The sequence below is a fragment of the Micromonospora sp. NBC_01638 genome, from assembly GCF_045209745.1.
Lineage (GTDB): Bacteria > Actinomycetota > Actinomycetes > Mycobacteriales > Micromonosporaceae > Micromonospora.
In genome coordinates, this window is sequence record NZ_CP109273.1 from 4,434,625 (window position 1) to 4,455,170 (window position 20,546).

Annotated in this window: 18 protein-coding genes; 10 read left to right on the forward strand and 8 right to left on the reverse strand. The window is 71.3% G+C overall.

Annotation, left to right across the window (positions count from 1 at the left end):
- Nucleotide 1: 1 nt before the first annotated feature.
- On the reverse strand, nucleotides 2-733 hold the full coding sequence (locus OG811_RS20915; protein WP_406068062.1) for a succinate dehydrogenase cytochrome b subunit: 732 nt from the start codon (nucleotides 731-733) through the stop codon (nucleotides 2-4).
- Between the two features lie 35 nt (nucleotides 734-768).
- Between OG811_RS20915 and OG811_RS20920 the strand changes: the two genes are divergently transcribed.
- A complete protein-coding gene (locus OG811_RS20920) occupies nucleotides 769-1,698 on the forward strand; it encodes a LysR family transcriptional regulator (protein ID WP_406068064.1) in 930 nt (309 codons plus the stop codon).
- Nucleotides 1,699-1,945: 247 nt separating this feature from the next.
- On the forward strand, nucleotides 1,946-2,986 hold the full coding sequence (gene rfbB, locus OG811_RS20925) for a dTDP-glucose 4,6-dehydratase (protein ID WP_406068066.1): 1,041 nt from the start codon (nucleotides 1,946-1,948) through the stop codon (nucleotides 2,984-2,986).
- 37 nt (nucleotides 2,987-3,023) lie between these two features.
- Here rfbB and hrpA read toward each other — a convergent pair whose 3' ends face one another.
- Nucleotides 3,024-7,094, reverse strand: coding sequence for an ATP-dependent RNA helicase HrpA (gene hrpA / locus OG811_RS20930; protein ID WP_406068067.1), 4,071 nt, complete (start codon nucleotides 7,092-7,094; stop codon nucleotides 3,024-3,026).
- A gap of 85 nt (nucleotides 7,095-7,179) precedes the next feature.
- On the opposite strand from hrpA, the gene OG811_RS20935 reads away from it, so the two are divergent.
- On the forward strand, nucleotides 7,180-7,596 hold the full coding sequence (locus OG811_RS20935; RefSeq protein WP_406068069.1) for a cytidine deaminase: 417 nt from the start codon (nucleotides 7,180-7,182) through the stop codon (nucleotides 7,594-7,596).
- Nucleotides 7,597-7,674: 78 nt separating this feature from the next.
- Here OG811_RS20935 and OG811_RS20940 read toward each other — a convergent pair whose 3' ends face one another.
- A complete protein-coding gene (locus OG811_RS20940; protein ID WP_406068070.1) occupies nucleotides 7,675-8,034 on the reverse strand; it encodes a YciI family protein in 360 nt (119 codons plus the stop codon).
- Between the two features lie 85 nt (nucleotides 8,035-8,119).
- Here OG811_RS20940 and OG811_RS20945 point away from each other — a divergent pair, with 85 nt between their 5' ends.
- The 5 genes from OG811_RS20945 (at nucleotide 8,120) to OG811_RS20965 (ending at nucleotide 12,508) form a co-directional block, all read left to right on the forward strand.
- Nucleotides 8,120-8,284, forward strand: a complete 165-nt coding sequence (locus OG811_RS20945; RefSeq protein ID WP_406068071.1) for a hypothetical protein — start codon at nucleotides 8,120-8,122, stop codon at nucleotides 8,282-8,284.
- A gap of 60 nt (nucleotides 8,285-8,344) precedes the next feature.
- Nucleotides 8,345-9,385, forward strand: a complete 1,041-nt coding sequence (locus OG811_RS20950) for a FecCD family ABC transporter permease (RefSeq protein ID WP_406068072.1) — start codon at nucleotides 8,345-8,347, stop codon at nucleotides 9,383-9,385.
- A gap of 110 nt (nucleotides 9,386-9,495) precedes the next feature.
- Nucleotides 9,496-10,569 carry a FecCD family ABC transporter permease gene (locus tag OG811_RS20955; RefSeq protein WP_406068074.1) on the forward strand — a complete coding sequence of 358 codons (1,074 nt, stop codon included), beginning with the start codon at nucleotides 9,496-9,498 and terminating at the stop codon, nucleotides 10,567-10,569.
- Nucleotides 10,570-10,589: 20 nt separating this feature from the next.
- On the forward strand, nucleotides 10,590-11,561 hold the full coding sequence (locus OG811_RS20960; protein WP_406068076.1) for an ABC transporter ATP-binding protein: 972 nt from the start codon (nucleotides 10,590-10,592) through the stop codon (nucleotides 11,559-11,561).
- The gene (locus tag OG811_RS20965; protein WP_406068077.1) at nucleotides 11,561-12,508 is read left to right on the forward strand and encodes an ABC transporter substrate-binding protein; all 948 of its coding nucleotides are present in this window, start codon (nucleotides 11,561-11,563) and stop codon (nucleotides 12,506-12,508) included. Before OG811_RS20960 ends, OG811_RS20965 begins: the two co-directional genes overlap by 1 nt.
- A gap of 147 nt (nucleotides 12,509-12,655) precedes the next feature.
- Here the strand turns inward: OG811_RS20965 and OG811_RS20970 are convergent, their stop codons facing one another.
- From OG811_RS20970 to trmB, 4 genes are all read right to left on the reverse strand, one after another.
- Nucleotides 12,656-13,183 carry a hypothetical protein gene (locus OG811_RS20970; protein ID WP_406068078.1) on the reverse strand — a complete coding sequence of 176 codons (528 nt, stop codon included), beginning with the start codon at nucleotides 13,181-13,183 and terminating at the stop codon, nucleotides 12,656-12,658.
- 630 nt (nucleotides 13,184-13,813) lie between these two features.
- A complete protein-coding gene (locus OG811_RS20975) occupies nucleotides 13,814-14,458 on the reverse strand; it encodes a hypothetical protein (RefSeq protein ID WP_406068079.1) in 645 nt (214 codons plus the stop codon).
- 462 nt (nucleotides 14,459-14,920) lie between these two features.
- Nucleotides 14,921-17,434, reverse strand: a complete 2,514-nt coding sequence (locus tag OG811_RS20980) for a DEAD/DEAH box helicase (RefSeq protein ID WP_406068081.1) — start codon at nucleotides 17,432-17,434, stop codon at nucleotides 14,921-14,923.
- 121 nt (nucleotides 17,435-17,555) lie between these two features.
- Nucleotides 17,556-18,263, reverse strand: a complete 708-nt coding sequence (trmB, locus tag OG811_RS20985; RefSeq protein ID WP_406068082.1) for a tRNA (guanosine(46)-N7)-methyltransferase TrmB — start codon at nucleotides 18,261-18,263, stop codon at nucleotides 17,556-17,558.
- Between the two features lie 130 nt (nucleotides 18,264-18,393).
- On the opposite strand from trmB, the gene OG811_RS20990 reads away from it, so the two are divergent.
- Nucleotides 18,394-19,140 carry a hypothetical protein gene (locus OG811_RS20990; protein ID WP_406075834.1) on the forward strand — a complete coding sequence of 249 codons (747 nt, stop codon included), beginning with the start codon at nucleotides 18,394-18,396 and terminating at the stop codon, nucleotides 19,138-19,140.
- A gap of 187 nt (nucleotides 19,141-19,327) precedes the next feature.
- Nucleotides 19,328-20,026 carry a class F sortase gene (locus OG811_RS20995; protein ID WP_406075836.1) on the forward strand — a complete coding sequence of 233 codons (699 nt, stop codon included), beginning with the start codon at nucleotides 19,328-19,330 and terminating at the stop codon, nucleotides 20,024-20,026.
- A 146-nt stretch (nucleotides 20,027-20,172) separates the two neighbouring features.
- On the opposite strand, the gene OG811_RS21000 is transcribed toward OG811_RS20995, so the two are convergent.
- A complete protein-coding gene (locus OG811_RS21000) occupies nucleotides 20,173-20,490 on the reverse strand; it encodes an antibiotic biosynthesis monooxygenase family protein (protein ID WP_406068084.1) in 318 nt (105 codons plus the stop codon).
- Nucleotides 20,491-20,546 lie beyond the last annotated feature (56 nt).

Consider the following 20,546-nt stretch of genomic DNA (forward strand, 5'->3'; position numbering starts at 1 on the left):
GTCAGGACACCAATCCGGTGAGTACGGCGAACGGGACCGCCAGGTACCCGGCGCTGAGCACCACGGCGAAGATCAGCGCTGCGGCGCGCGCTCGGCGCTCGCCGCGCGGCGTCTGCTGGCCGAGGCTGCGGAACGCGCTGAACGCGCCGTGCCGCAGGTGGAAACCCACCGCGAGGATGGCGAGCGTGTAGAAGAGCGTGACGTACCAGCGCTCCGGCGCGAAGTCGGCGACGACGTTGCCGTACGGCTTGCTGGCGTCGCCGACCGGGTTCAGCGTGCCGGTGGTCAGGTCCAGGATGTGGTAGATCACGAAGAGCAGGATGATCACTCCACCCCAGCGCATCGTGCGGGCCGCGTAGCTGCCGTTGACCTTCGTGCGGTGGGCGTACCTGACCGGGCGGGCGGCACGGGCACGCATGGCCAGCACGGTGGCGGCCACGATGTGGGCGACGACGGCCACCACCAGCATGGTGCGCAGGATCCACAGGAACCAGACGCCGGGCAGCAGCGGCTTGCCGATGTCGCGCAGCCAGTGCGCGTAGTGGTCGAACGAGGTCTCCCCCGTGAACACCTTCAGGTTTCCGAGCATGTGGGCGATCAGGAACAGCGCCAGCAGGATGCCCGTCACCGCCATGACGGCTTTGAGGCCGACGTTCGAGCGGATGGGCGACCGAGTTTTCGTGATTACCACGAGACCGACGCTAGGAGCACTCTGATTAGTCGTCCAATGCATCAAACCCGTAGTGTTGATAGCCGTAGGCTATTTAGATGCAGCTCCATCAGCTCCGGTACTTCGTTGCGGTGGCCGAAGTACGACATTTCACCCAGGCCGCCGACATCGTTGGCATAACTCAGCCGTCTCTCAGTAAGCAAATTCACGCTCTGGAGGCCGACCTCGGGGCGCCGTTGTTCGAGCGGCTAAGGGGCAACATCGCGCTCACCGCGGCGGGTGAGGTGCTGCTGCCGTTGGCCACCCGGATCCTCGCCGACGTGGAGACCGCGACCCGGGAGGTCCAGGAGTTGGTCGGGCTGCGCCGGGGCCGGATCCGGCTCGGCGCCACCCCGAGTCTGGCCACCTCGCTCGCCCCGCCGGTGCTGCGCCGGTTTCGGGACGCGCACCCCACCATCGACCTTCGCGTCGAGGAGAGCGGATCCCAGGACCTGGTGCGCGACCTGCTCCGCGGCGACCTCGACCTGGCCCTGATCATCATGCCGGCCCAGGGTGCCGACCCGGGTCTGCGCGTTGAGGAGATCCTGCGCGAGAGCCTGGTGGTGGCCTCGGTGGGGGAGGTTCCGACCGCGTCGGCAACCGGGGAGCTGCGCATCACCGACCTGCGGGACCAGCCGATGGTGATGTTCCGCGAGGGCTACGACCTGCGCGACGCCACCATCCAGGCGTGTCGGGAGGCGGGCTTCGAGCCAACCTTCGCGGTGGACGGCGGCGAGATGGACGCGGTGCTCAGCTTCGTCGAGGCGGGGCTCGGCATCGCGCTGGTGCCGGGCATCGTGGTGGCCCGCCGGCCGGGCGTGCGGATCACCCCCCTCGCGCCGCCCGGGGTGCGGCGGACCATCGCGGTGGCACGCCGACGTGACGTCGTGCCCACCCACGCCGGCCGGGAGCTGCGGCGGATCCTGCTCGACTACATCCAGTCGGCGATCGACCGGGGTGAGCTTCCGCCCGGTGTCGAGCCTCGTTAGACCGGCGGGTGTCGGCCCGTCACCCGCCGATCGCTGGGTGTGCGTCGGCCGGGCAGTCCGTATCGATTGACCGACCAGTCGCCCTGATCGTCCCGTTCGTCCTTGCTGGGTTAATTCGACCTTAAGCTTGCAACATCGGCCTCAATGTCCGGTCCGGTCACCTAGGGTGGAGTCTTGCATAGGGCAAAACACTCATTCATCTTGTAACGGCTCACCGGCGGGCGTTTCGCCGGCAGGGAGGCTAGACATGAGGATCCTGGTTACCGGTGGTGCTGGCTTCATCGGATCGCATTTCGCGCGCAGTCTGCTCGGCGGGTGCTACGCCGGGTTCGAGCACTGCGACGTCACGGTGATCGACAAGCTGACGTACGCCAGTGATCGGGCCAACCTGCCGGCCACGCACCCCCGCCTGACGTTCGTCCGCGGGGACATCTGCGACCGACAGCTGCTCGCCGACGTGGTACCAGGGCACGACGCCGTGGTGCACTTCGCCGCCGAGTCCCACGTCGACCGGTCCATCGACGATCCGTCGCCGTTCTTCGAGACCAACGTGATGGGCTCGCATCACCTGATGGCGGCGTGTGCCCGCAGCGGCGTCGGCCGAGTCGTGCACGTCTCCACCGACGAGGTGTACGGCTCGATCAGTGAGGGTTCCTGGAACGAGAGCTGCGTGTTGGAGCCCAACTCCCCGTACGCGGCGTCCAAGGCCGCCAGCGACCACGTGGTCCGCTCCTACTGGCGTACCTACGACGTGGACGTGTCGATCACCCGCTGCGCCAACAACTACGGGCCGTACCAGCACGTGGAAAAGGTCATCCCGCGCTTCGTCACGAGCCTGCTCACCGGCCAGGACATCACCTTGCACGGCGACGGCAGCGCGGTCCGTGAGTGGTTGCACGTGGACGACCACTGCCGGGCCATCGCGCTGGTGCTGGCCAAGGGTCGCGCTGGCGAGGTCTACAACATCGGCGGCGACATCGAGCTCACCAACCGCGACCTCGCCGAGCAGATCCTCCGGCTGGCGGGTGCCGATTGGGACCGGGTCCGGCACGTGCCGGACCGTAAGGTGCAGGACAAGCGTTACTCGCTGGACTACCGCAAGATCTCCGACGAGCTCGGCTTCGAGCCGCAGATCCGGTTCGAGGACGGGCTGAGCGAGGTCTTCCACTGGTACCGGGAGAACCGAGCCTGGTGGGCGTTCACCGCCGCGGAGCCCCGCAGCGCGCCGTTGGCCACCGCCGTCCGCGGTGTCCCGGCCGCCAGGGTGTACTCCGTCCAGGCTCGCTGACCGTCCCGGCTCCGGCCGCTGACCCGGCCCGGCCGGGTCAGCGGCCCTCGACGTCGTCCATCGCCCGGTAGATCCGCTGCTCCGAGACGGGGTACGGGGTGCCCAGCGCCTGGGCGAAGACGTTCACCCGCAACTCCTCGATCATCCAGCGGATCTGCCGGACGGCCGTCTCCTGCCGACGCGCCGGCGGCAGGGCGGCGAGCAGGTCGGCGTACTCCTTCTGCACCACCGCGACCCGGTCCTGCTGCTGGCGGTCCCGCTGCGGGTTGCCGCCGAGGCGGTCCAACCGGCGCTCGATGGCGGTGAGGTAGCGCAGCAGGTCGGGCAGCCGCGAGTATCCGGTCTCGGTGATGAACCCGGCGTGCACCAGCCCGGCGAGCTGGTTACGGATGTCGGCCAGCGCGGCCACCACGGCGAGGTTGCGGGTGGCGCCGAGCCGCTGCTCGACGGCGTACCCGGCGGCGAGCACCTTGCGCACCCGGTCCATCACCTCGACCACGGTGTCGACCAGGTCGACCCGGACCTTCTCGCGTAGCGCCGCGAACCCCTCGGCGTCCCACGCCGGCCCACCGGCGGCACCGATCAGACGATCGATGGCCGCGCCCGCCGCGTCCTCGATCAGCTCCTGCACGCCGCCGTGCGGGTTGCGGCTCAGCGCCAGCTTCGCCTCGTTGTTCAGCCGCCCCTGCAGGAACCGCGCCGGGGACGGCACGGTGAGCCGCAGCAGTCGGCGGGTGCCGGCCCAGTGCGCCGCCTCCGCCTCGGCAGGGGAGTCGAACACCTTCACCCCGACCGCGGCGCCCTCGTCGACCAGCGCCGGGTACGCGGTCACCGCGTAGCCCGCGCGAACCTGCTCGATGGTCCGCGGCAGGGTGCCGATGCTCCACTCGCGCAGCCCGGTCCGGGCCACCTCCGGCGCGGCGGCCGCCACGACCTGGCGTACCTCCTGGCGGAGCTGGCGTTGCAGGGCCGGCAGGTCCTTGCCCTCGGCGACCGGCTTGTCCTCGTCGTCGAGGACCCGGAAGGTGACCCGCAGGTGGGCCGGGAGTTTGGCCGGCTCCCACGCGTCTCGGGGGACGGTGACGCCGGTCATCCGGCGCAGCTGCCGGGTGAGCGCGTCCAGCAACGGCTCCTCGCCGGGGGTGATCGCCGCCAGGGCGGCCCGGGCGAAGTCCGGCACCGGGACGAAGTTGCGGCGCACCGCCTTGGGCAGCGAGCGGATCAGCGCGATCACCGTCTCCTCGCGCAGCCCCGGCACCTGCCAGTCGAAGCTCTCCGCCGGCACCTGGTTGAGCAGCGGCAGCGGGATGTCCACGGTGACGCCGTCGGTCGGCGTGCCCGGCTCGAACCGGTACGTCAGTGGCAGAGTCACCCCCTGGGTCTGCCACTCGTCCGGGTAGTCGTCCTCGTCGACCCCCGGCCGGCCGTCGTTGACCAGCACGTCACGGGTGAAGGTGAGCAGGTCGGGCCGCTCCCGGCGGGTCGTTTTCCACCAGCTGTCGAAGTGCCGGCCGGAGGACACGTCGGCCGGGATCCGCTGATCGTAGAAGCCGAAGATGGTCTCGTCGTCGACCAGGATGTCCCGACGTCGGGCCCGGCTCTCCAATTCCTCGATCTCGGCGAGCAGCCGCTTGTTGTCCGCCCAGAACTGGTGATGGGTCTGCCAGTCGCCCTCGACAAGGGCGTGCCGGATGAACAACTCCCGGCTCAGCGTCGGGTCGATCCGCCCGAAGTTGACCTTGCGGGAGGTGACCAGCGGGACGCCGTACAGGGTGACCTTCTCGTAGGCCATCACCGCGGCCTGCTTCTTCTCCCAGTGCGGCTCGCTGTAGCTGCGCTTGACCAGGTGCTGTGCGAGCGGTTCGACCCACTCCGGCTCGACCCGGCCGGCGATGCGGCCCCAGAGCCGGGAGGTCTCCACCAACTCGGCGGCCATCACCCAGCGCGGCGGCTTCTTGAACAGCGCCGAGCCGGGGAACAGCCCGAACTTCGCGCCCCGCGCGCCCAGGTACTCGTGCTTCTGGGCATCCTTCAGGCCCACGTGTGACAACAGGCCGGGTAGCAGCGACTGGTGCACCTTCGGGGTGTCGATCTCCTCCGGCAGGTCGGCACCGCCGCGGCGACTCGCACCTCCGCCCGCGTCCGCGTCGCCCGGGGTGTCGCGCGCCGGCCGTCCGCCACGCCGGTCACCCTCCTGCGGGGTACGTAGCACCTGGCGCAGTTGGCTGACGATGTCCTGCCACTCGCGGATCCGCAGGTAATTCAGGTATTCCGCCTTGCACATCCGGCGGAACGCGCTGGAGGACAGCTCCCGCTGCTGCTCCCGCACATAGCGCCAGAGGTTGAGGAAGGCGACGAAGTCCGACTCCTTGTCGGCGAACCGGGCGTGCGCCTGGTCTGCCTGGGCCTGCTTCTCCGCCGGCCGCTCGCGCGGATCCTGGATGGAGAGCGCGGCGGCGATCACCAGCACCTCGGTGGCGCAGCCGTTGCGCTCGCCCTCGACCACCATCCGGGCCAGTCGCGGATCGACCGGCAGTTGCGCCAGGCGACGGCCCAGCGCGGTGAGCCGCTTCGCCGGGTCCGCCTCGGTCGGGTCCAACGCGCCCAACTCGTGCAGCAGGTTGACGCCGTCGGTGATGTTGCGCTTGTCCGGCGGGTCGATGAACGGGAACGCGGCGAGGTCGCCGAGCCCGATCGCGGTCATCTGGAGGATGACCGACGCCAGGTTGGTGCGGAGGATCTCCGGATCGGTGAACTCGGGCCGGGATCCGAAGTCCTGCTCGTCGTAGAGGCGAATGCAGATGCCGTCCGACGTCCGGCCGCAGCGGCCCTTGCGCTGGTTGGCAGACGCCTGGGAGATCGGCTCGATCGGCAGCCGCTGCACCTTGAGCCGACTGGAGTAGCGGGAGATGCGCGCGGTGCCCGGGTCCACCACGTACTTGATGCCGGGCACGGTCAGCGAGGTCTCCGCGACGTTGGTGGCGAGCACCACCCGGCGTGAGCTGTGCGCGGCGAAGACCCGGTGCTGTTCGGCGCTGGACAGCCGGGCGTACAGCGGCAGGATCTCGGTGCCGAGCAGCGAGCGTTTCGTCTGCACCAGCTTGCCGAGCGCGTCGGCGGTGTCCCGAATCTCCCGCTCACCGCTGAGGAAGACCAGGATGTCGCCAGGGCCCTCGGCGGCCAACTCCGCGACGGCGTCACCGATCGCCTGGACCTGGTCGCGGATGGTCTCCTCGTCACCGTCGCTGTCCTCCTCGTCCTCGGCGAGCTCGACGAGCGGCCGGTAGCGCACCTCCACCGGGTAGGTGCGGCCCGAGACCTCGACCACCGGCGCCGCTACGCCCTCCGGCTCGTCGGCGGTCGGTGGCCCGGCGAAGTGTCGGGCGAACCGGTCGGTCTCGATGGTCGCCGAGGTGATGATCACCTTGAGGTCGGGCCGTCGGGGCAGCAGCTCCCGCAGGTAACCGAGGATGAAGTCGATGTTGAGGCTGCGTTCGTGTGCCTCGTCGATGATCAGGGTGTCGTACTGGCGCAGCATCCGGTCGGTCTGCACCTCGGCCAGCAGGATGCCGTCGGTCATCAGCTTGACCAGGCTGCGCTCGCTGACCTGATCGCTGAAGCGCACCTTGTAGCCGACCACGTCACCCAACTCGGTGCCCAACTCGTCGGCGATCCGGTCGGCCACCGTCCGGGCGGCCAACCGTCGGGGCTGGGTGTGCCCGATCAGGCCGTGCACCCCGCGCCCCAACTCCAGGCAGATCTTGGGCAGTTGGGTGGTCTTGCCGGAGCCGGTCTCGCCCGCCACGATCACCACCTGGTGATCACGGATGGCGGCGGCGATGTCGTCCTTGCGCTCACTGACCGGCAACCCCGGCGGGTACGTGATCACGGGCACCGCCGCCCGGCGGGTGGCGAGCCGCTGCTCGGCCCGGACCAGCTCGGCGGTGATCTCGGTCAGTGCCGCCTCCCGGCGCTGCGGGTCGCGCAGCTTGCGGGCACCGTCGAGGCGCCGCTGGAGCCGGCGCTGGTCGCGGAACATCAGAGGGGTGAGGCGGCTGTGCAGCTCGCGAACCGTGTCGGTCGCGGCGGATGCGGCTGGATTCTGCATGTCGTACGCAAGGATAGGCAGCCCGACGTCGTACCGCCCGCGGGTTACCGCCCGGCCGGTCCTTCGACGGCCGCGGGACCTAGAGTTGGCGGCCGACGTCGAGCGCTGGGGGGCCGGGATGGAGCTGCGGGACACCGACCGGGCGTTGGTGCAGGCCGCCACGGCGGTTTCCAAACTGCGCTGCCGCAGCCAGCACCACACCGTCGCGTCGGCGGCCCGGACCGCCGACGGGCGGGTCTTCACGGGCGTGAACGTCCACCACGTCACCGGGGGATCCTGCGCGGAACTGGTCGTGATCGGCACGGCCGCGACGCAGGGCGTGACCGGGCTGGAGACGATCGTCACGGTCGCTGACCGGGGACGCGAGGTCGTCCCGCCGTGTGACCGGTGCCAGCAGGTGCTGCGGGACTACTTCCCGTCACTGCGCGTGATCGTCGGCGAGATGGACGCCCTGCGGGTGGTCCCGATCGGAGAGCTGCCCCCGAGCCCCGCAGCCAGCTGACCGGACCGGCCCGCTCGGCCCGCTCGGCCCGGCCGGTCGGCCGGCGACTGACCGGATCGGCCCGCTCGGCCCGGCCGGTCAGTCGCCGGCCGCCGCCTCCAGCATCGACCGGGGGATCGGCACACCCTCGAACCGCACGTTGCCCTCCGGGACCAGCCAGCTCATCACGGACACGGACAGGCGGCCGGCCCGCACGGCCGGGTCGTTGGCGTAGAGCGTGCGAGCCTCGTCCGGGGCGATGGACAGCACGATGAAGCCCCGCAGCCGGTCGTCGTCGGGGTGCAGGAACGGCCCGGTCGCGAGCACCAGCCCTTGCTCCACGAGCCCCGCCTGGTGGGCCAGGTGCGCGTCCTGCAAGCGGTCGATCGCGTCCTGCGGCAGCTCCGGCGGATCCGACGGTCGAACCAGGAGGACGACCGTGTGCTGGTCGAATCGCATGTCGACACCCTATGGCCCTACTGAATCAGTATGTCCCTCCTATGGGCATGATTCACCTTCTGTCGCCCTTGCTGCCGTCCGCGTCATGCGGCTCGGCCGAGCGACGTTCGGGCAGGCCGCCCTCTTGGAACACGAGGACAACGAGATGATGCGGCCGCTGAACGTACTGCCGCGCGGCGGTGCGGTGGCCGGGGACGGCGGCTCGTTGGGCGTGCCCGAAACCGGGACGGCATCGACCGACGCCGGTTAGGTCACTTTCCGCAGGTCGGCTAAGGTTAGGCGAACCTAAGCCCGATCGTGCAGGAGATTCGTGACCACCCTCGCCAGCCGGCCGACCCGGAGTCTGGCCAGCACTCGCACCGGGCGTCGGGTGACCGTCACCGTCGGGGCTGCGCTGGTGCTGCTGCTCGCCGTGCTGGCCAGCTTCGCGCTCGGCAGCCGGCAACTCGGCGTCGACCAGGTCTGGCACGCTCTCGTCGCGCCGGACGGCAGCGACGCCAGCACCATCGTTCGTGAGCTGCGGATGCCGCGTACCGCCCTCGGCCTCGCCGTCGGGCTCGCGCTCGCCGTGGCTGGCGTGTTGTTCCAGGCACTCACCCGCAACCCTCTCGCCGAGCCCCGCATCCTCGGCATCAGCGCGGGAGCGTCGTTCGGCGTGGTGCTCGCCATCTCCGTCTTCGGCATCGGCACGCTCGCCGGGTACGTCTGGTTCGGCATCGCCGGTGCGCTGATCGCCGGGCTGCTGGTCTTCGCCATCGCCACCCGAGCCCGCGAGGGCGCCAGCCCGGTCACCCTCGCGCTGGTCGGCGCGGCCCTCGACGCCAGCCTCGCCTCCGGGGTGTACGCGCTGCTCAGCATCGACGCCCGCACCTTCGAGGAGTACCGGTTCTGGGTGGTCGGCGGGCTGGCCGGTCGGGACCTGTCGGTCGTCGCGCAGGTGCTGCCCTTCGTCCTCGTCGGGTTGGTGCTGGCCGCCCTGGTGGCCCGAGGTCTGGACGCGCTGGCCCTCGGCGACGACGTGGCCCGCGGTCTCGGCCACCGGATCGGCCTGGTCCGCCTCGGTGGCGGCCTCGCCGCCGTGCTGCTGACCGGGGCTGCGGTGGCGGCGGCCGGGCCGGTCGCCTTCGTCGGGTTGGCCGTGCCGCACCTCGCCCGCGCCCTGGTCGGCGCGGACCACCGCTGGACCCTCGCCGTCTCCGCCCTGCTCGGGCCTGCGCTGCTGCTCGGCGCCGACATCATCGGCCGGCTCGTCGCCCCGCCCGGCGAGATCCCGGCCGGGATCGTCACCGCGCTGATCGGTGCGCCGCTGCTGGCCGTGCTGGTCCGCCGGGCCCGGGTGGTGACCGCGTGACGGCCACCCACCGTCCGTCCGGCCCTTCTGACCGGTCCGGCCCTTCTGACCCCGGCCCCTCTGACCCGCCCGGCCCTTCCGGCTTGCCTGGCTCGCCCGGCCTCTCTGGCTTGTCGGCCATCGCGGCCGCCGTTTCGCCTGGGGCCGACCACGCCCGGCTGCCCGGGCGGTCGCAGCTGCGCATCGGTCCGGTCAGCCTGCTGATCCGCCGCCGCGCAGTGCTGGTGGCCGCCGTGCTGACCGGGTTGCTCCTGCTGGCTGTCGTGCTCAGCCTCTCGCTGGGCACCCCGTACGTCGCCCCGGCCGACGTGCTGCGCGCCCTCTCCGGTGCCAGCACCCCGTACGACCTGGTTGTCCTTCACCTTCGGCTGCCGCGGGTCGTGCTGGCCGCGGTGGCCGGCGCGGCCTTCGGCGTGGCTGGCACGCTGATCCAGAGCGTGGCCCGCAACCCGCTCGCCAGCCCGGACGTCATCGGCATCACCCAGGGCGCCGGTCTCGCCGCGACCGTGGCCCTGACCAGCGGAATGGCCGCGGTGCTGGTGGCGCCCACCGCGCTGGTGGGCGGGCTGCTCGCGGCGGTGCTGCTGTTCGCCCTCGGTGCCCGGCACGGGCTGGCCGCGCAGCGGTTCGTGCTCGCCGGGGTGGCGGTCGCCTTCGGCTTCCGGGCGCTCACCGAGGTGGTCATGCTCACCGCCGACCCGATCGACGGGCTGCGCGCCCAGATCTGGCTGATCGGCACCCTGGCCGGCAAAGGCTGGACCGAGGCCGCCTGGATCGGTGGCACGCTGCTGGTGCTGCTGCCGGTGCTGGCCTGGGCCGGCTGGGCGCTGAACAGCACCGCCCTGGACGACGACACCGCCCGGGGCGTCGGGCTGCGCCCGGCGGCCCGCCGGATCGGCCTTGCCGGCACCGGTGTGCTCGTCGCCGCGATGGTCACCGCCCAGGTCGGCGCCGTGGACTTCGTGGCGCTGGTCGCCCCGCAGGTCGCCCGCCGGCTGGTCCGCGCCGAACGGCCACCACTGGTCTGCGCGGCGCTGCTCGGCGCGTTGTTGCTGGTGCTGGCCGATCTGGCCGGCCGCCGGCTGTTCGCACCCACCCAACTGCCCGCCGGTGTGCTGACCGCCGCGATCGGTGGCCCGTACCTGATCTTCCTGCTGCTGCGCGGCCGACGGCGGTCGTCGTGACGCCTCTAAGGAGTCGTGTGATGCTCTCCACCCGCGACCTGGTCGCCGGCTACGACGAGCGGACCGTGCTCGACGGGCTCGACCTGAACCTGCCGACCGACGCGTTCACCGTGATCGTCGGACCGAACGCGTGCGGCAAGTCCACCCTGCTGCGCACGATGGCCCGGCTGCTCACTCCGCGCCGGGGAACGGTGCTGCTGGACGGCACCGCGATCCGCGACCTGCCGACCCGGGACGTCGCCCGGCGGCTCGGCGTCCTGCCGCAGAGCCCGCTGGTGCCCGAGGGCGTCACCGTGACAGACCTGGTCGGGCGCGGCCGGCAGCCCTACCAACGCTGGTGGCGGCAGTGGTCGTCGGAGGACGGCGCGGCGGTGGAGCAGGCGATGGCCCTGGCTGACGTGACCGACCTGGCCGACCGGCCGGTGGACAGCCTCTCCGGCGGCCAGCGGCAGCGGGTGTGGATCGCCATGACGCTCGCCCAGGACACCGACGCCCTGCTGCTGGACGAGCCGACCACCTTCCTCGACCTGGCACACCAGGTGGAGGTGCTGGACCTCCTGCACCGGCTGCGCGTCGAGCGGGGCCGGACCGTGGTCGCCGTGCTGCACGACCTGAACCAGGCCGCCCGCTACGCCGACCATCTGGTCGCGATGCGCGACGGTGCCGTGGTGGCCGCCGGACCGCCCCGGGAGATCCTCACCGCCGACCTGGTCCGCGATGTCTTCGGGCTGGCCTGCGTGGTCGTGCCCTGTCCGGTGACCGGCGCGCCGCTGGTGGTGCCCGCGTACAACGGGGGCCCCTCCGCCCCGGTCACCCCGTCCGCCGACGCTGCCGTCCCGGCTGTCGCCTCTGGTGACGCAGATGGCCCGGTCGTCGCGTCTGCCGACGCGGGTGGCCCCGATTCGTCGACGGCGTCCGTGCCGGACGCCCGACCCGCCAGCGGCGATGCGGCCACCCTGCTCGCCGGCTCCTACCCCTCGAAAGGACTCTGATGCGTCGTCTCGTCGCCGCTCTCGCCGCGGCCGCCGCCCTCGGCGTCGGACTCACCGCCTGCGGTGAGAGCGACCCGGTCGCCGGCTCCACCACCGGGGAGACCCGGGAGATCACCCACGCCATGGGCACCACCAAGGTCCCGGCCGAGCCCAAGCGTGTCGTCGTGCTCGACACCGACAAGATCGACACGGCGCTTTCGCTGGGCATCACGCCCGTTGGCGCCGCGACCGCCGGTGAGGCCAAGAGCTGGCCGACGTACTTCGGCGCGGACAAGCTCGCCGGCATCAAGGAGGTCGGGGTGCTCACCGAGCCCGACCTGGAGGCGATCAACGCACTGAAGCCGGACCTCATCCTCGGCAGCAAGTTCCGCCAGGAGAAGTTCTACGACGAGCTGGCCGCCATCGCGCCGACCGTGTTCACCGACAAGGTGGGCATCACCTGGAAGGACAACCTCCTTCTCGACGGTAAGGCGCTCGGCCGCGAGCAGCAGGCCAAGGACCTGCTCGGCGCGTACGAGAAGCGGGCCAAGGACTTCGGCGCCACCCTCGGCGACGCCGCCGCGCTCAAGGTGTCGATCGTGCGGTTCCTGCCCGGCAACATCCGGGTGTACGGCCCGGACTCGTTCTCCGGCATCGTCATCGGCGACACCGGTCTGGGCCGTCCCGAGCGACAGTTGCTCGCCAACAAGGAGGACAAGCGCTTCGACCTGGTCAGCCCCGAGCGGATCAACGAGGTCGACGGTGACGTCATCTTCGTGACCGCGTACGGCGACAAGGCCGCTGCCGAGCAGACCAAGGTGGCCGGCGGGACCCTCTGGAAGGGCCTCAACGCCGTCAAGGCCGGCAAGGCGTACCCCGTCTCCGACGAGGTCTGGATGACCGGCATCGGCGTCGGCGCCGCCAACAAGATCCTCGAAGACCTGACCAAGTACCTCCCCGCCGCCTGACCTCTCAGCGCTCCGTGCCACCCACACGGAGCCTCCGCGCACCCCGCGCCGGCCGTGCCGGCGCCGGGTCGGCGCGTGATCGCGCTCGATCCAGGAAGTAGTGGCCTCCACCGATTGGGAGGCCACTACTTCTGTGTTCGAGCGCGATCATTGTGCCCAGGGCGAGCGGGAGCGCGTTCGCAGGGCAGCCCTGACCTCGGCGAGGAATCCGTCGAAGTCATCCCGGAGGCGCCTGGCAGTCACGTGCAGCACGATCCAGTTGCCGCCGAGAAGTCGGTTGAGCCGTCGGCGGTCCCGATGGAGCTGCTCGGGATCGTTGTGCCAGAGCCCGTCATACTCCACCGCGACCTTGAACTGTGGCCAGGCCAGGTCGAGCCGGGCCACGAACCGGCCCTGGTTGGCTACGACCCACTGCGTCTGAGGCCTGGGCAGGCCGGCGAGCACCAACCGCACCCGTGTGCGGGATTCCTGGGGTGACTCCGCGCCAGCGTCGGCCAGATCGACCGCACGCAGCAGCGACCGCCAGCCACGCCGACCGGCCCGACTGAGCGCATACTCGCGCAGGGCTGGCACGTCGGTAAGCCGGCTGGCCAGCATGGTGTCGATGACGACCACCGCCTCGACCACATCAAGCCAACGGGCGAGATCCCAGCAGGTCCGCGTGGGGCTGGTCACCCTGAGCCCTGCCCGGTTCGTCGTGTCGCCGGGATCGATCTGCCCATGGTGGACCCGCAGGCCGGTAGTCGCCCCGATTCGGGCTTCGCTGGGAACCAGCACGTCGACTGGCTCGCTCGGAGTCGGTGCCGCGCAGCCGTACAAGGCCGCTGCAGAGCGCCCCGCAATGGCCGCTCCGGGTGGGATCAGCCAGCGCCCGACGGCGGCGCGCCTGACCCTGTGTGTGACTTTGACCTGGGAATCGGCATAGACGTCTCGGAAGAGTGGCCGCCACGCTGAGCTACGCAGGTCGTTTCGGGTCAGCAGACCGCGCGAGACCGCGACTGAGCCGCGGAAGACCCGACCACGCAACTGCGGCGGCCGTCAAGGAGCTTTCGGCATGGCTCCAGGCTGGTCGATGACCCGCACGCGACGCTGCCCCTGTGGATAACCATGGATCCCACCTCGCGTCGGTGCACGCCGCTGTCCCCATGATCACGCTCGAACGTGGATGTAGTGGCCTCCCGAGAACGCGAGGCCACTACATCCCTGGATCGAGCGTGATCATGCCCGGCGCCCCGGCGGGCAGGCGTCCCGCCGTCCCGGCGGGCAGGCGGGCAGGTGGGTTGGCGCGGGGCTGGCGGGTGGTGGTTAGGCGGCGGTGGACCAGATGGCGCGGAAGGCGGCGGCTTCGCCGGACAGCCAACGTTCGATCTGGTCGGGCTTGGCGTCGCTGGGCATGCGGTGGGCCAGGCCGCGGCGCACGTCGACCAGGACGGGCTCAGCGTGCGGGAGCACCGCGTCCATGTGTCGGGCCATCAGATGCAGGGTGGCGAGCACCGACTCCTCGCTCGGTGGGGTCTCGTCGAAGTGCAGGCGGACCGCTTCGGCGCGGCCGTCGGCGTGGCGTACCCCGAAGTGGGGGTTGATCTTGACGGGCAGGTCACCCAGCATGGCCAGGGCGTCGCGGGTCTGGGCGAGGTCGACGGCGGCCGGCTCGCCGAGGGAGTGCAGCCAGGTCGTGGCGCCGGGAACGAGCGCCTGGTAGAGCGGACGCCACCGTGGCTTGACCACGTCGACCACCCCGGTCAGGTGCGTGCCGCCGGTGTGGAAGGCGATGTCGGCCTTGAGCGCCTTGACGAACTGGCCGTGCGGGTTGAAGCCGGACCGGCTGGCGCGCTGCTTGCGCAGCCCGCCCACGAAAATCGCCTTGGTGGGGCCGGTGCGGTCGACGTAGCGGGTGAAACCGAGCAGTGTGGCGTAGGGGGTGAGGGGCGTGGAGGCGGGCGCAGTCATGGGCGTCCTCCCAGGTCAGGATCTTGATTAGTACATACATTCTAATCGACGGGTCTGACATTGCCCAGCGAAGTCGAGGGGGCGGGCCGCATCCGGATGACCGGACGATTCGCCCTGTGGGGCGGGTGTCACGGGGCCACCGCAGGCACGTCGCCGCCGACAGCAGCTGCCCCAGGCCCACCGGCCGTTTCTGCCTCCGAGTGACGCGGCGGCAGGCACCCGTGATCGCCATCAGGGCGTCGCGCCGGCAGAGTCGACTCACTCCGGCTCACCTCAGCGCAGGAGCGCCCATGATCAAGATCCGATCGTGGCGACGGCGATCACCAACTGCCCTCGGCGCGGGTCTGCTGCTGGTCGTGGGTGCGACCCTGTTCGTCCTGGCCCCAGGCGATCCGCTGGATTGCCCGGCACCGCTCGGCCCAAGGCCGGTCGGCATCGGACGGGCGCACAAGGGCAGGCACGTCAGAGCTGGCCGACATCGGTGATCCGCACGACCGCCGCGCCGACCTCGTCCGAGGCGACCAGGTCGATCTCGGCGCTGATGCCCCAGTCGTTGTCGCCGTCCGGGTCGTCGAAGATCTGTCGGACCGTCCACCGCTCCCGGCCCTGCTCGATCATGAGCAGCGCGGGCCCCCGGGCGTCCGGCCCGACGCCGATCGAGTCGTACGCCTCGAAGTACGGCCGCAGTGCGTCGGCCCACGCGTCGTAGTCCCAGCCGTCGCCGGCGTCCAGCTCGGCGAGCAGATCCCAACGGCGTAGCGCAGCCAGCTCGACGCGGCGGAACAGCGCATTGCGCACCAGCACCCGGAACGCCCGCGCGTTGCGGGTCACCGCCGGTGGCCGATCGGTCAGGGCGGCGTGCGCCTGTGCCACCTCGGCCACGTCGGACGGGTTGCGCAGCCGCTCCCACTCGTCGATGAGGCTGGAGTCGACCTGGCGGACCAGCTCGCCCAGCCACTCGATGAGGTCGATCAGCTCCTCGGTCTTGGCGTCCTCGGGCACAGTCTGCCGCAGCGTCTTGTACGCGTCGGCAAGGTAGCGCAGGACGAGGCCCTCCGAGCGGGTCAGCCCGTAGAACTGCACGTACTCCGTGAAGGTCATCGCCCGCTCGTACATGTCGCGGACCACGGCCTTGGGGGAGAGCTCATGGTCGGCGACCCACGGCTGGCTCTGCCGGTACATCTCGTACGCGGCCTCCAGCAGCTCCGCGAGGGGCTTCGGGTGGGTCACCTCGTCGAGCAGTTCGAGGCGGGCCTCGTACTCGATGCCCTCGGCCTTCATCGCGGCCACCGCCTCGCCGCGCGCCTTGAACTGCTGCGCGGAGAGGATCTGCCGGGGGTCGTCGAGGATCGACTCGATCACCGAGAGGACGTCCAGGGCGTACGACGGGGACTCGGCGTCGAGCAGCTCGATGGTGGCCAGGGCGAGGGGGGAGAGCGGCTGGTTGAGGGCGAAGTCGAGCTGGAGGTCGACGGTGAGCCGGACCCGCCGGCCGGTCTCGTCCGGCTCAGGTAGTTCCTCGACCACCTCGCCTGCGCGCAGCGCGCGGTAGATGGCGATCGCCCGGCGGATGTGCCGACGCTGCGCGGCGGCATCCTCGTGGTTGTCGGTGAGCAGGTGCCGCATCGCGGCGAACGCGTCCCCGGGGCGGCTGATCACGTTGAGCAGCATCGAGTGGCTGACCTGGAAGCTGGAGGTCAGCGGCTCCGGCTCGGCGTCGACCAGTCGGTCGAAGGTGGGCCGACCCCAGCCGATCGAGCCCTCCGGCGGCTTCTTGCGGACCACCTTGCGGCGCTTCTTCGGGTCGTCGCCGGCCTTGGCGAGGGCCTTCTCGTTGTCGATGACGTGCTCGGGAGCCTGCACCACGACTCGGCCGATGGTGTCGTAACCGGCCCGGCCGGCCCGCCCGGCGATCTGGTGGAACTCCCGGTTCTTGAGCAGCCGGGTACGCACCCCGTCGTACTTGGACAGGCCGGTGAACAGCACGGTGCGGATGGGCACGTTGATGCCGACACCGAGGGTGTCGGTGCCGCAAATGACCTTGAGTAGGCCGGCCTGGGCGAGGGTTTCCACCAGACGGCGGTACTTGGGCAGCATGCCGGCGTGGTGCACGCCGATGCCGTGCCGGACCAGCCGGGACAGCGTCTTGCCGAAGCCGGAGGTGAACCGGAAGCCGCCGATCGCCTCGGCGATCATGTCCTTCTCGGCGCGGGAGCAGACGTTGACGCTCATCAGAGCCTGGGCGCGTTCCAGCGCGGCGGCCTGGGTGAAGTGGACCACGTACACCGGGGCCTGCTTGGTCTCCAGCAGTTCCTCAAGCGTCTCGTGCAGCGGCGTCATCGCGTACGAGAAGATGAGCGGGACCGGCCGCTCGGCCGAGCGCACGACGGCGGTCGGCCGCCCGGTACGCCGGGTCAGGTCGTCGACGAAGCGGGTGGTGTCCCCCAGGGTGGCGGACATCAGGACGAACTGGGCCTGCGGCAGCTCGATGATCGGCACCTGCCAGGCCCAACCCCGGTCGGGCTCGGCGTAGAAGTGGAACTCATCCATGATCACCTGGCCGACGTCGGCCTTCGCGCCCTCGCGCAGCGCCAGGTTGGCCAGGATCTCCGCCGTGCAGCAGATGATCGGGGCATCGGCGTTGACGCTGGCGTCGCCGGTGAGCATGCCGACGTTCTCGGCGCCGAAGACCTCGCACAGGGCGAAGAACTTCTCCGACACCAGCGCCTTGATCGGCGCGGTGTAGAAGGTCGTCCGGCTGTCCGCGAGGGCCGCGAAGTGCGCGGCGACCGCCACCAGGCTCTTACCCGAGCCGGTGGGCGTGTTCATGATCAGGTTGGCGCCGGAGACGATCTCGATGACCGCCTCCTCCTGATGGGGGTAGAGGTCGAGGCCGCGCTCCTTCGCCCAACCGGCGAACGCGTCGAAGAGGGTGTCGGGGTCTGCGCTTGGCGGCAGCGCGGCGGTGAGCGTCATAGCCTGTCCATGGTGCCTGGATCATGCCCTCGGGCGCCAACCCGGCCCCCGCCGGACCCCCGTCCGGGCGTCCCGAACGCCTCTCTGGACCGGCTGCCGGCCGTTGCGGACCCCCCGGCGGTCACCGTCGGCGGTAGAGCAGGTCGGCGACCGCCCGGCCGGCCGTGATCGCCCGCCGCTCGAACTTCGTCACCGGGCGGTGCGCCGGACGCGGCGCGAAGCCGCCGTACGCGTCCACCAGCCCCGGGTCCGCCTCCAGGGTCTCCCGCATCGCCTCGGCGTACTCGGCCCAGTCGGTCGCGCAGTGCAGCGTGCCGCCGGGCCGCAGCCGGGACCGCAGCAGCGCCACGTGCGCCGGCTGGATGATCCGCCGCTTGTGGTGGCGGGCCTTCGGCCACGGGTCCGGAAAGAAGATGTGTACGGCGTCCAGCACACCCTCGGGCAAGCCGTTGACCAGGGACAACGCGTCGCCCTGCGCCACCCGTACGTTGCTCAGGCCGCCGCGGTCCACCAGGTCGAGCAGGTTGGCGATTCCCGGCGTGTGCACCTCGACCGCCAGATAATCTCGATCCGGGTCGGCGGCAGCCATCGCAGCGGTGCTGTCGCCCATGCCCGAACCGATCTCCAGCACCACCGGCGCCCGGCGACCGAACAGGTCGGCCAGGTCGACGGGCACGACCGGTCCGTCCGGCACATCCAGGCCGTACGCGGGCCACAGCCGGACCAGCGCGTCGGTCTGCCGGTCGCTCATCCGACCCCGGCGGGGGTGGAACGTGCGAATCGTCCGGCTCGCGGGCGGGACGGCGGGGTCATGGTCGGTGGCGGTCACAGCGACCCGAGCGTACGCGACGCCGCCGTCGGATCGGATGTGATGTGCGACCGGAAATGAGAGGATCCAACTGGTACGGCAGGTCGGGTGCCCCACTGCCCGACACGGCCGCACGGCGTCGAGAGGGGGCATCGTGACAGTGACCCGTGGCGGCGTGACCCTGTCCGTGGTGACCGTGCTCGTCGGCCCCCTGCTGGCCGCTGCCCCCGCACTTGCCGCGCCTCAGCCTGCCGCCGCGTCGACCTCTTCGGCCGCGATCGTGGCCGCGTTCTCTCCGGCCGTGACCGTCTCCGCCGTCCAGCCCGCGGGCCTGGTGCGCCCGGCGCCCGCCGCCGTCCAACCCGAGGGCCTCGTGCGCCCGGCGCTCGGCGCCGTCCAGCCCGCCGCTGTCGCACCCGCTCTACAGCCCGAAGGCCCGCCGGGGGGCGCGCCCCAGCCGCCCCCGGCGGTGGACATCTTCGTCGAGGTGAGTCCCAGCACGGTGCAGCCCGGCTACCTGGTCGGCATCCGCGCCAGTTGCCGGGACAACTCGGCGGGGGCCACCGTTGTCTCCGACGCCTTCGGCGCGGTCGGCGTGCAGCCGCAGGGCGGGGTGCTCACCGCCGCGCCGATGGTGCGCGAGCGCACCCGACCCGGCAACTACCGGGTCAAGCTGGAGTGCCGTGACGGCGAGACCGCGTCGACCATGCTCCAGGTGGTCAAGAAGATTCCGGTGCAGCCCAGTCGCGGTCCGGCCACCGGCTTCGGTGGGGGTGCCGGCGGGGTGGCCAGCGGCTTGCTGCTGCCCGGCGGCGCGGCGCTGACCATCACCGGGTTGATCCTCGGCGTGGTGGCGCTGCGGCGGCCGCGTCCCGTCCGTGGCACTGCGCGCCGCTGAACCTGCCATGGAGATCTTTCACCCCCCGCCGCCCCCCGGTTCCCGCCGGCCAGCTGCTTCCGGGTCCCCGCCTCCGGCTGGTGCCCGCTCACCGCTCGACGGCCGCTCACCGCTCGACCGCCCGCTGGACGAGGGCCTGGACGACGGCTGGCCGCTGGACGACGAGGGCCGGGACGACGACCGCCCGCTGACCTCCGGTCGTCCGGCGGTGGCCGCTCGCCCCCCGACCGCCGTCGCGCCTCGGCGTAGCCGTCCACCCGGGCGTTTTTCCGACCGTAGCCGTTGGTCGGTGCCGTTGGCTGTGGTGCTGGTGCTGGCCGGGGTCTTCGCGACCGGGGCGGGCCTCGGCCGGTCGGTCGGCCCGTTCGACCTGGCCCCGACCGGTGGTGACCGGCCGGCCCGCAGCGAGTCGGTCGCGATGTCGGCCAGTCGCCCGGTGCGCCTCTCGGTACCGGCGATCAAGGTCGCTGCGCCGGTGGCACCCGTCGGGCAGGCACGGGACGGCTCGATCGCCGTACCGCCGTTGGAGCGGCACAACGAGACCGGCTGGTACGACCGCGGGCCCACACCCGGCGAGCCTGGCCCGGCGGTGATCGTCGGGCACGTCGACACCAAGACCGGCCCGTCGGTCTTCTACGACCTTGGCAAGCTGCACCCCGGCGACCTGATCGAGGTGGCCCGGGCGGACGAATCGGTGGTGGTGTTCCGGGTCGACACCGTCGAGCACTTTCCAAAGGACCAGCTGCCCGGCGAACGGATCTACGGCCACGGCGGGCCACCCGGGTTGCGGCTGATCACCTGCGGCGGGCAGTTCATCGGCGGACGCACCGGCTACGCCGACAACGTCATCGCCTTCGCCACCCTGCAGTCCTCCCGCAAGCCCTGATCCCACCCCGCCCGACCGCCGCCGACCTGCAAGATCGACACGGGATCCTTGATGCCGGGTTGTCCCACGGGCTCGGACACCCCGATTTCCCCAATACCGAGTGGATCAAGCGCTGCGAGGGCGCTGGCAAGGGTCGCGAGGGCTGGCTAGGGCTGCGGGACGTGCAGGGCGACCTCGAACTCCAGGAGGCTGGCGCCGGTGGCGACCGGCGGGCGCGGCTTTTCGCCGGGGGCGGTGGCGTGGGCGGCGCGTGACGGGCCGGCGGCCCAGGCCTGATAGGCCTCCTCGGTCTCCCAGCGGGTGTACACGAAGTAGCGGGTCTCGCCGGCGACCGGCCGGAGCAGCTCGAAGCCGAGGAAGCCGGGGGAGTTTTCCACCGCGCCGGCTCGGGCGGCGAACCGCTTCTCCAACTCCGCGCCGCCACCGGGCGGGACCTCGATTGCGTTGATCTTCACGACTGCCATCTGCCCACCCTAGCCACCACCCGCGGCGCCAGAAGCCAAGCCACCACCCGTGGCAC

Coding starts and splice junctions, on each gene's coding strand:
- OG811_RS20915 (WP_406068062.1), bottom strand. CDS start 733: ATGCATTGGACGACTAATCAGAGTGCTCCTAGCGTCGGTCTCGTGGTA.
- OG811_RS20920 (WP_406068064.1), top strand. CDS start 769: ATGCAGCTCCATCAGCTCCGGTACTTCGTTGCGGTGGCCGAAGTACGA.
- rfbB (WP_406068066.1), top strand. CDS start 1,946: ATGAGGATCCTGGTTACCGGTGGTGCTGGCTTCATCGGATCGCATTTC.
- hrpA (WP_406068067.1), bottom strand. CDS start 7,094: ATGCAGAATCCAGCCGCATCCGCCGCGACCGACACGGTTCGCGAGCTG.
- OG811_RS20940 (WP_406068070.1), bottom strand. CDS start 8,034: ATGCGATTCGACCAGCACACGGTCGTCCTCCTGGTTCGACCGTCGGAT.
- OG811_RS20945 (WP_406068071.1), top strand. CDS start 8,120: ATGCGGCTCGGCCGAGCGACGTTCGGGCAGGCCGCCCTCTTGGAACAC.
- OG811_RS20960 (WP_406068076.1), top strand. CDS start 10,590: ATGCTCTCCACCCGCGACCTGGTCGCCGGCTACGACGAGCGGACCGTG.
- OG811_RS20965 (WP_406068077.1), top strand. CDS start 11,561: ATGCGTCGTCTCGTCGCCGCTCTCGCCGCGGCCGCCGCCCTCGGCGTC.
- OG811_RS20975 (WP_406068079.1), bottom strand. CDS start 14,458: ATGACTGCGCCCGCCTCCACGCCCCTCACCCCCTACGCCACACTGCTC.
- OG811_RS20980 (WP_406068081.1), bottom strand. CDS start 17,434: ATGACGCTCACCGCCGCGCTGCCGCCAAGCGCAGACCCCGACACCCTC.
- OG811_RS21000 (WP_406068084.1), bottom strand. CDS start 20,490: ATGGCAGTCGTGAAGATCAACGCAATCGAGGTCCCGCCCGGTGGCGGC.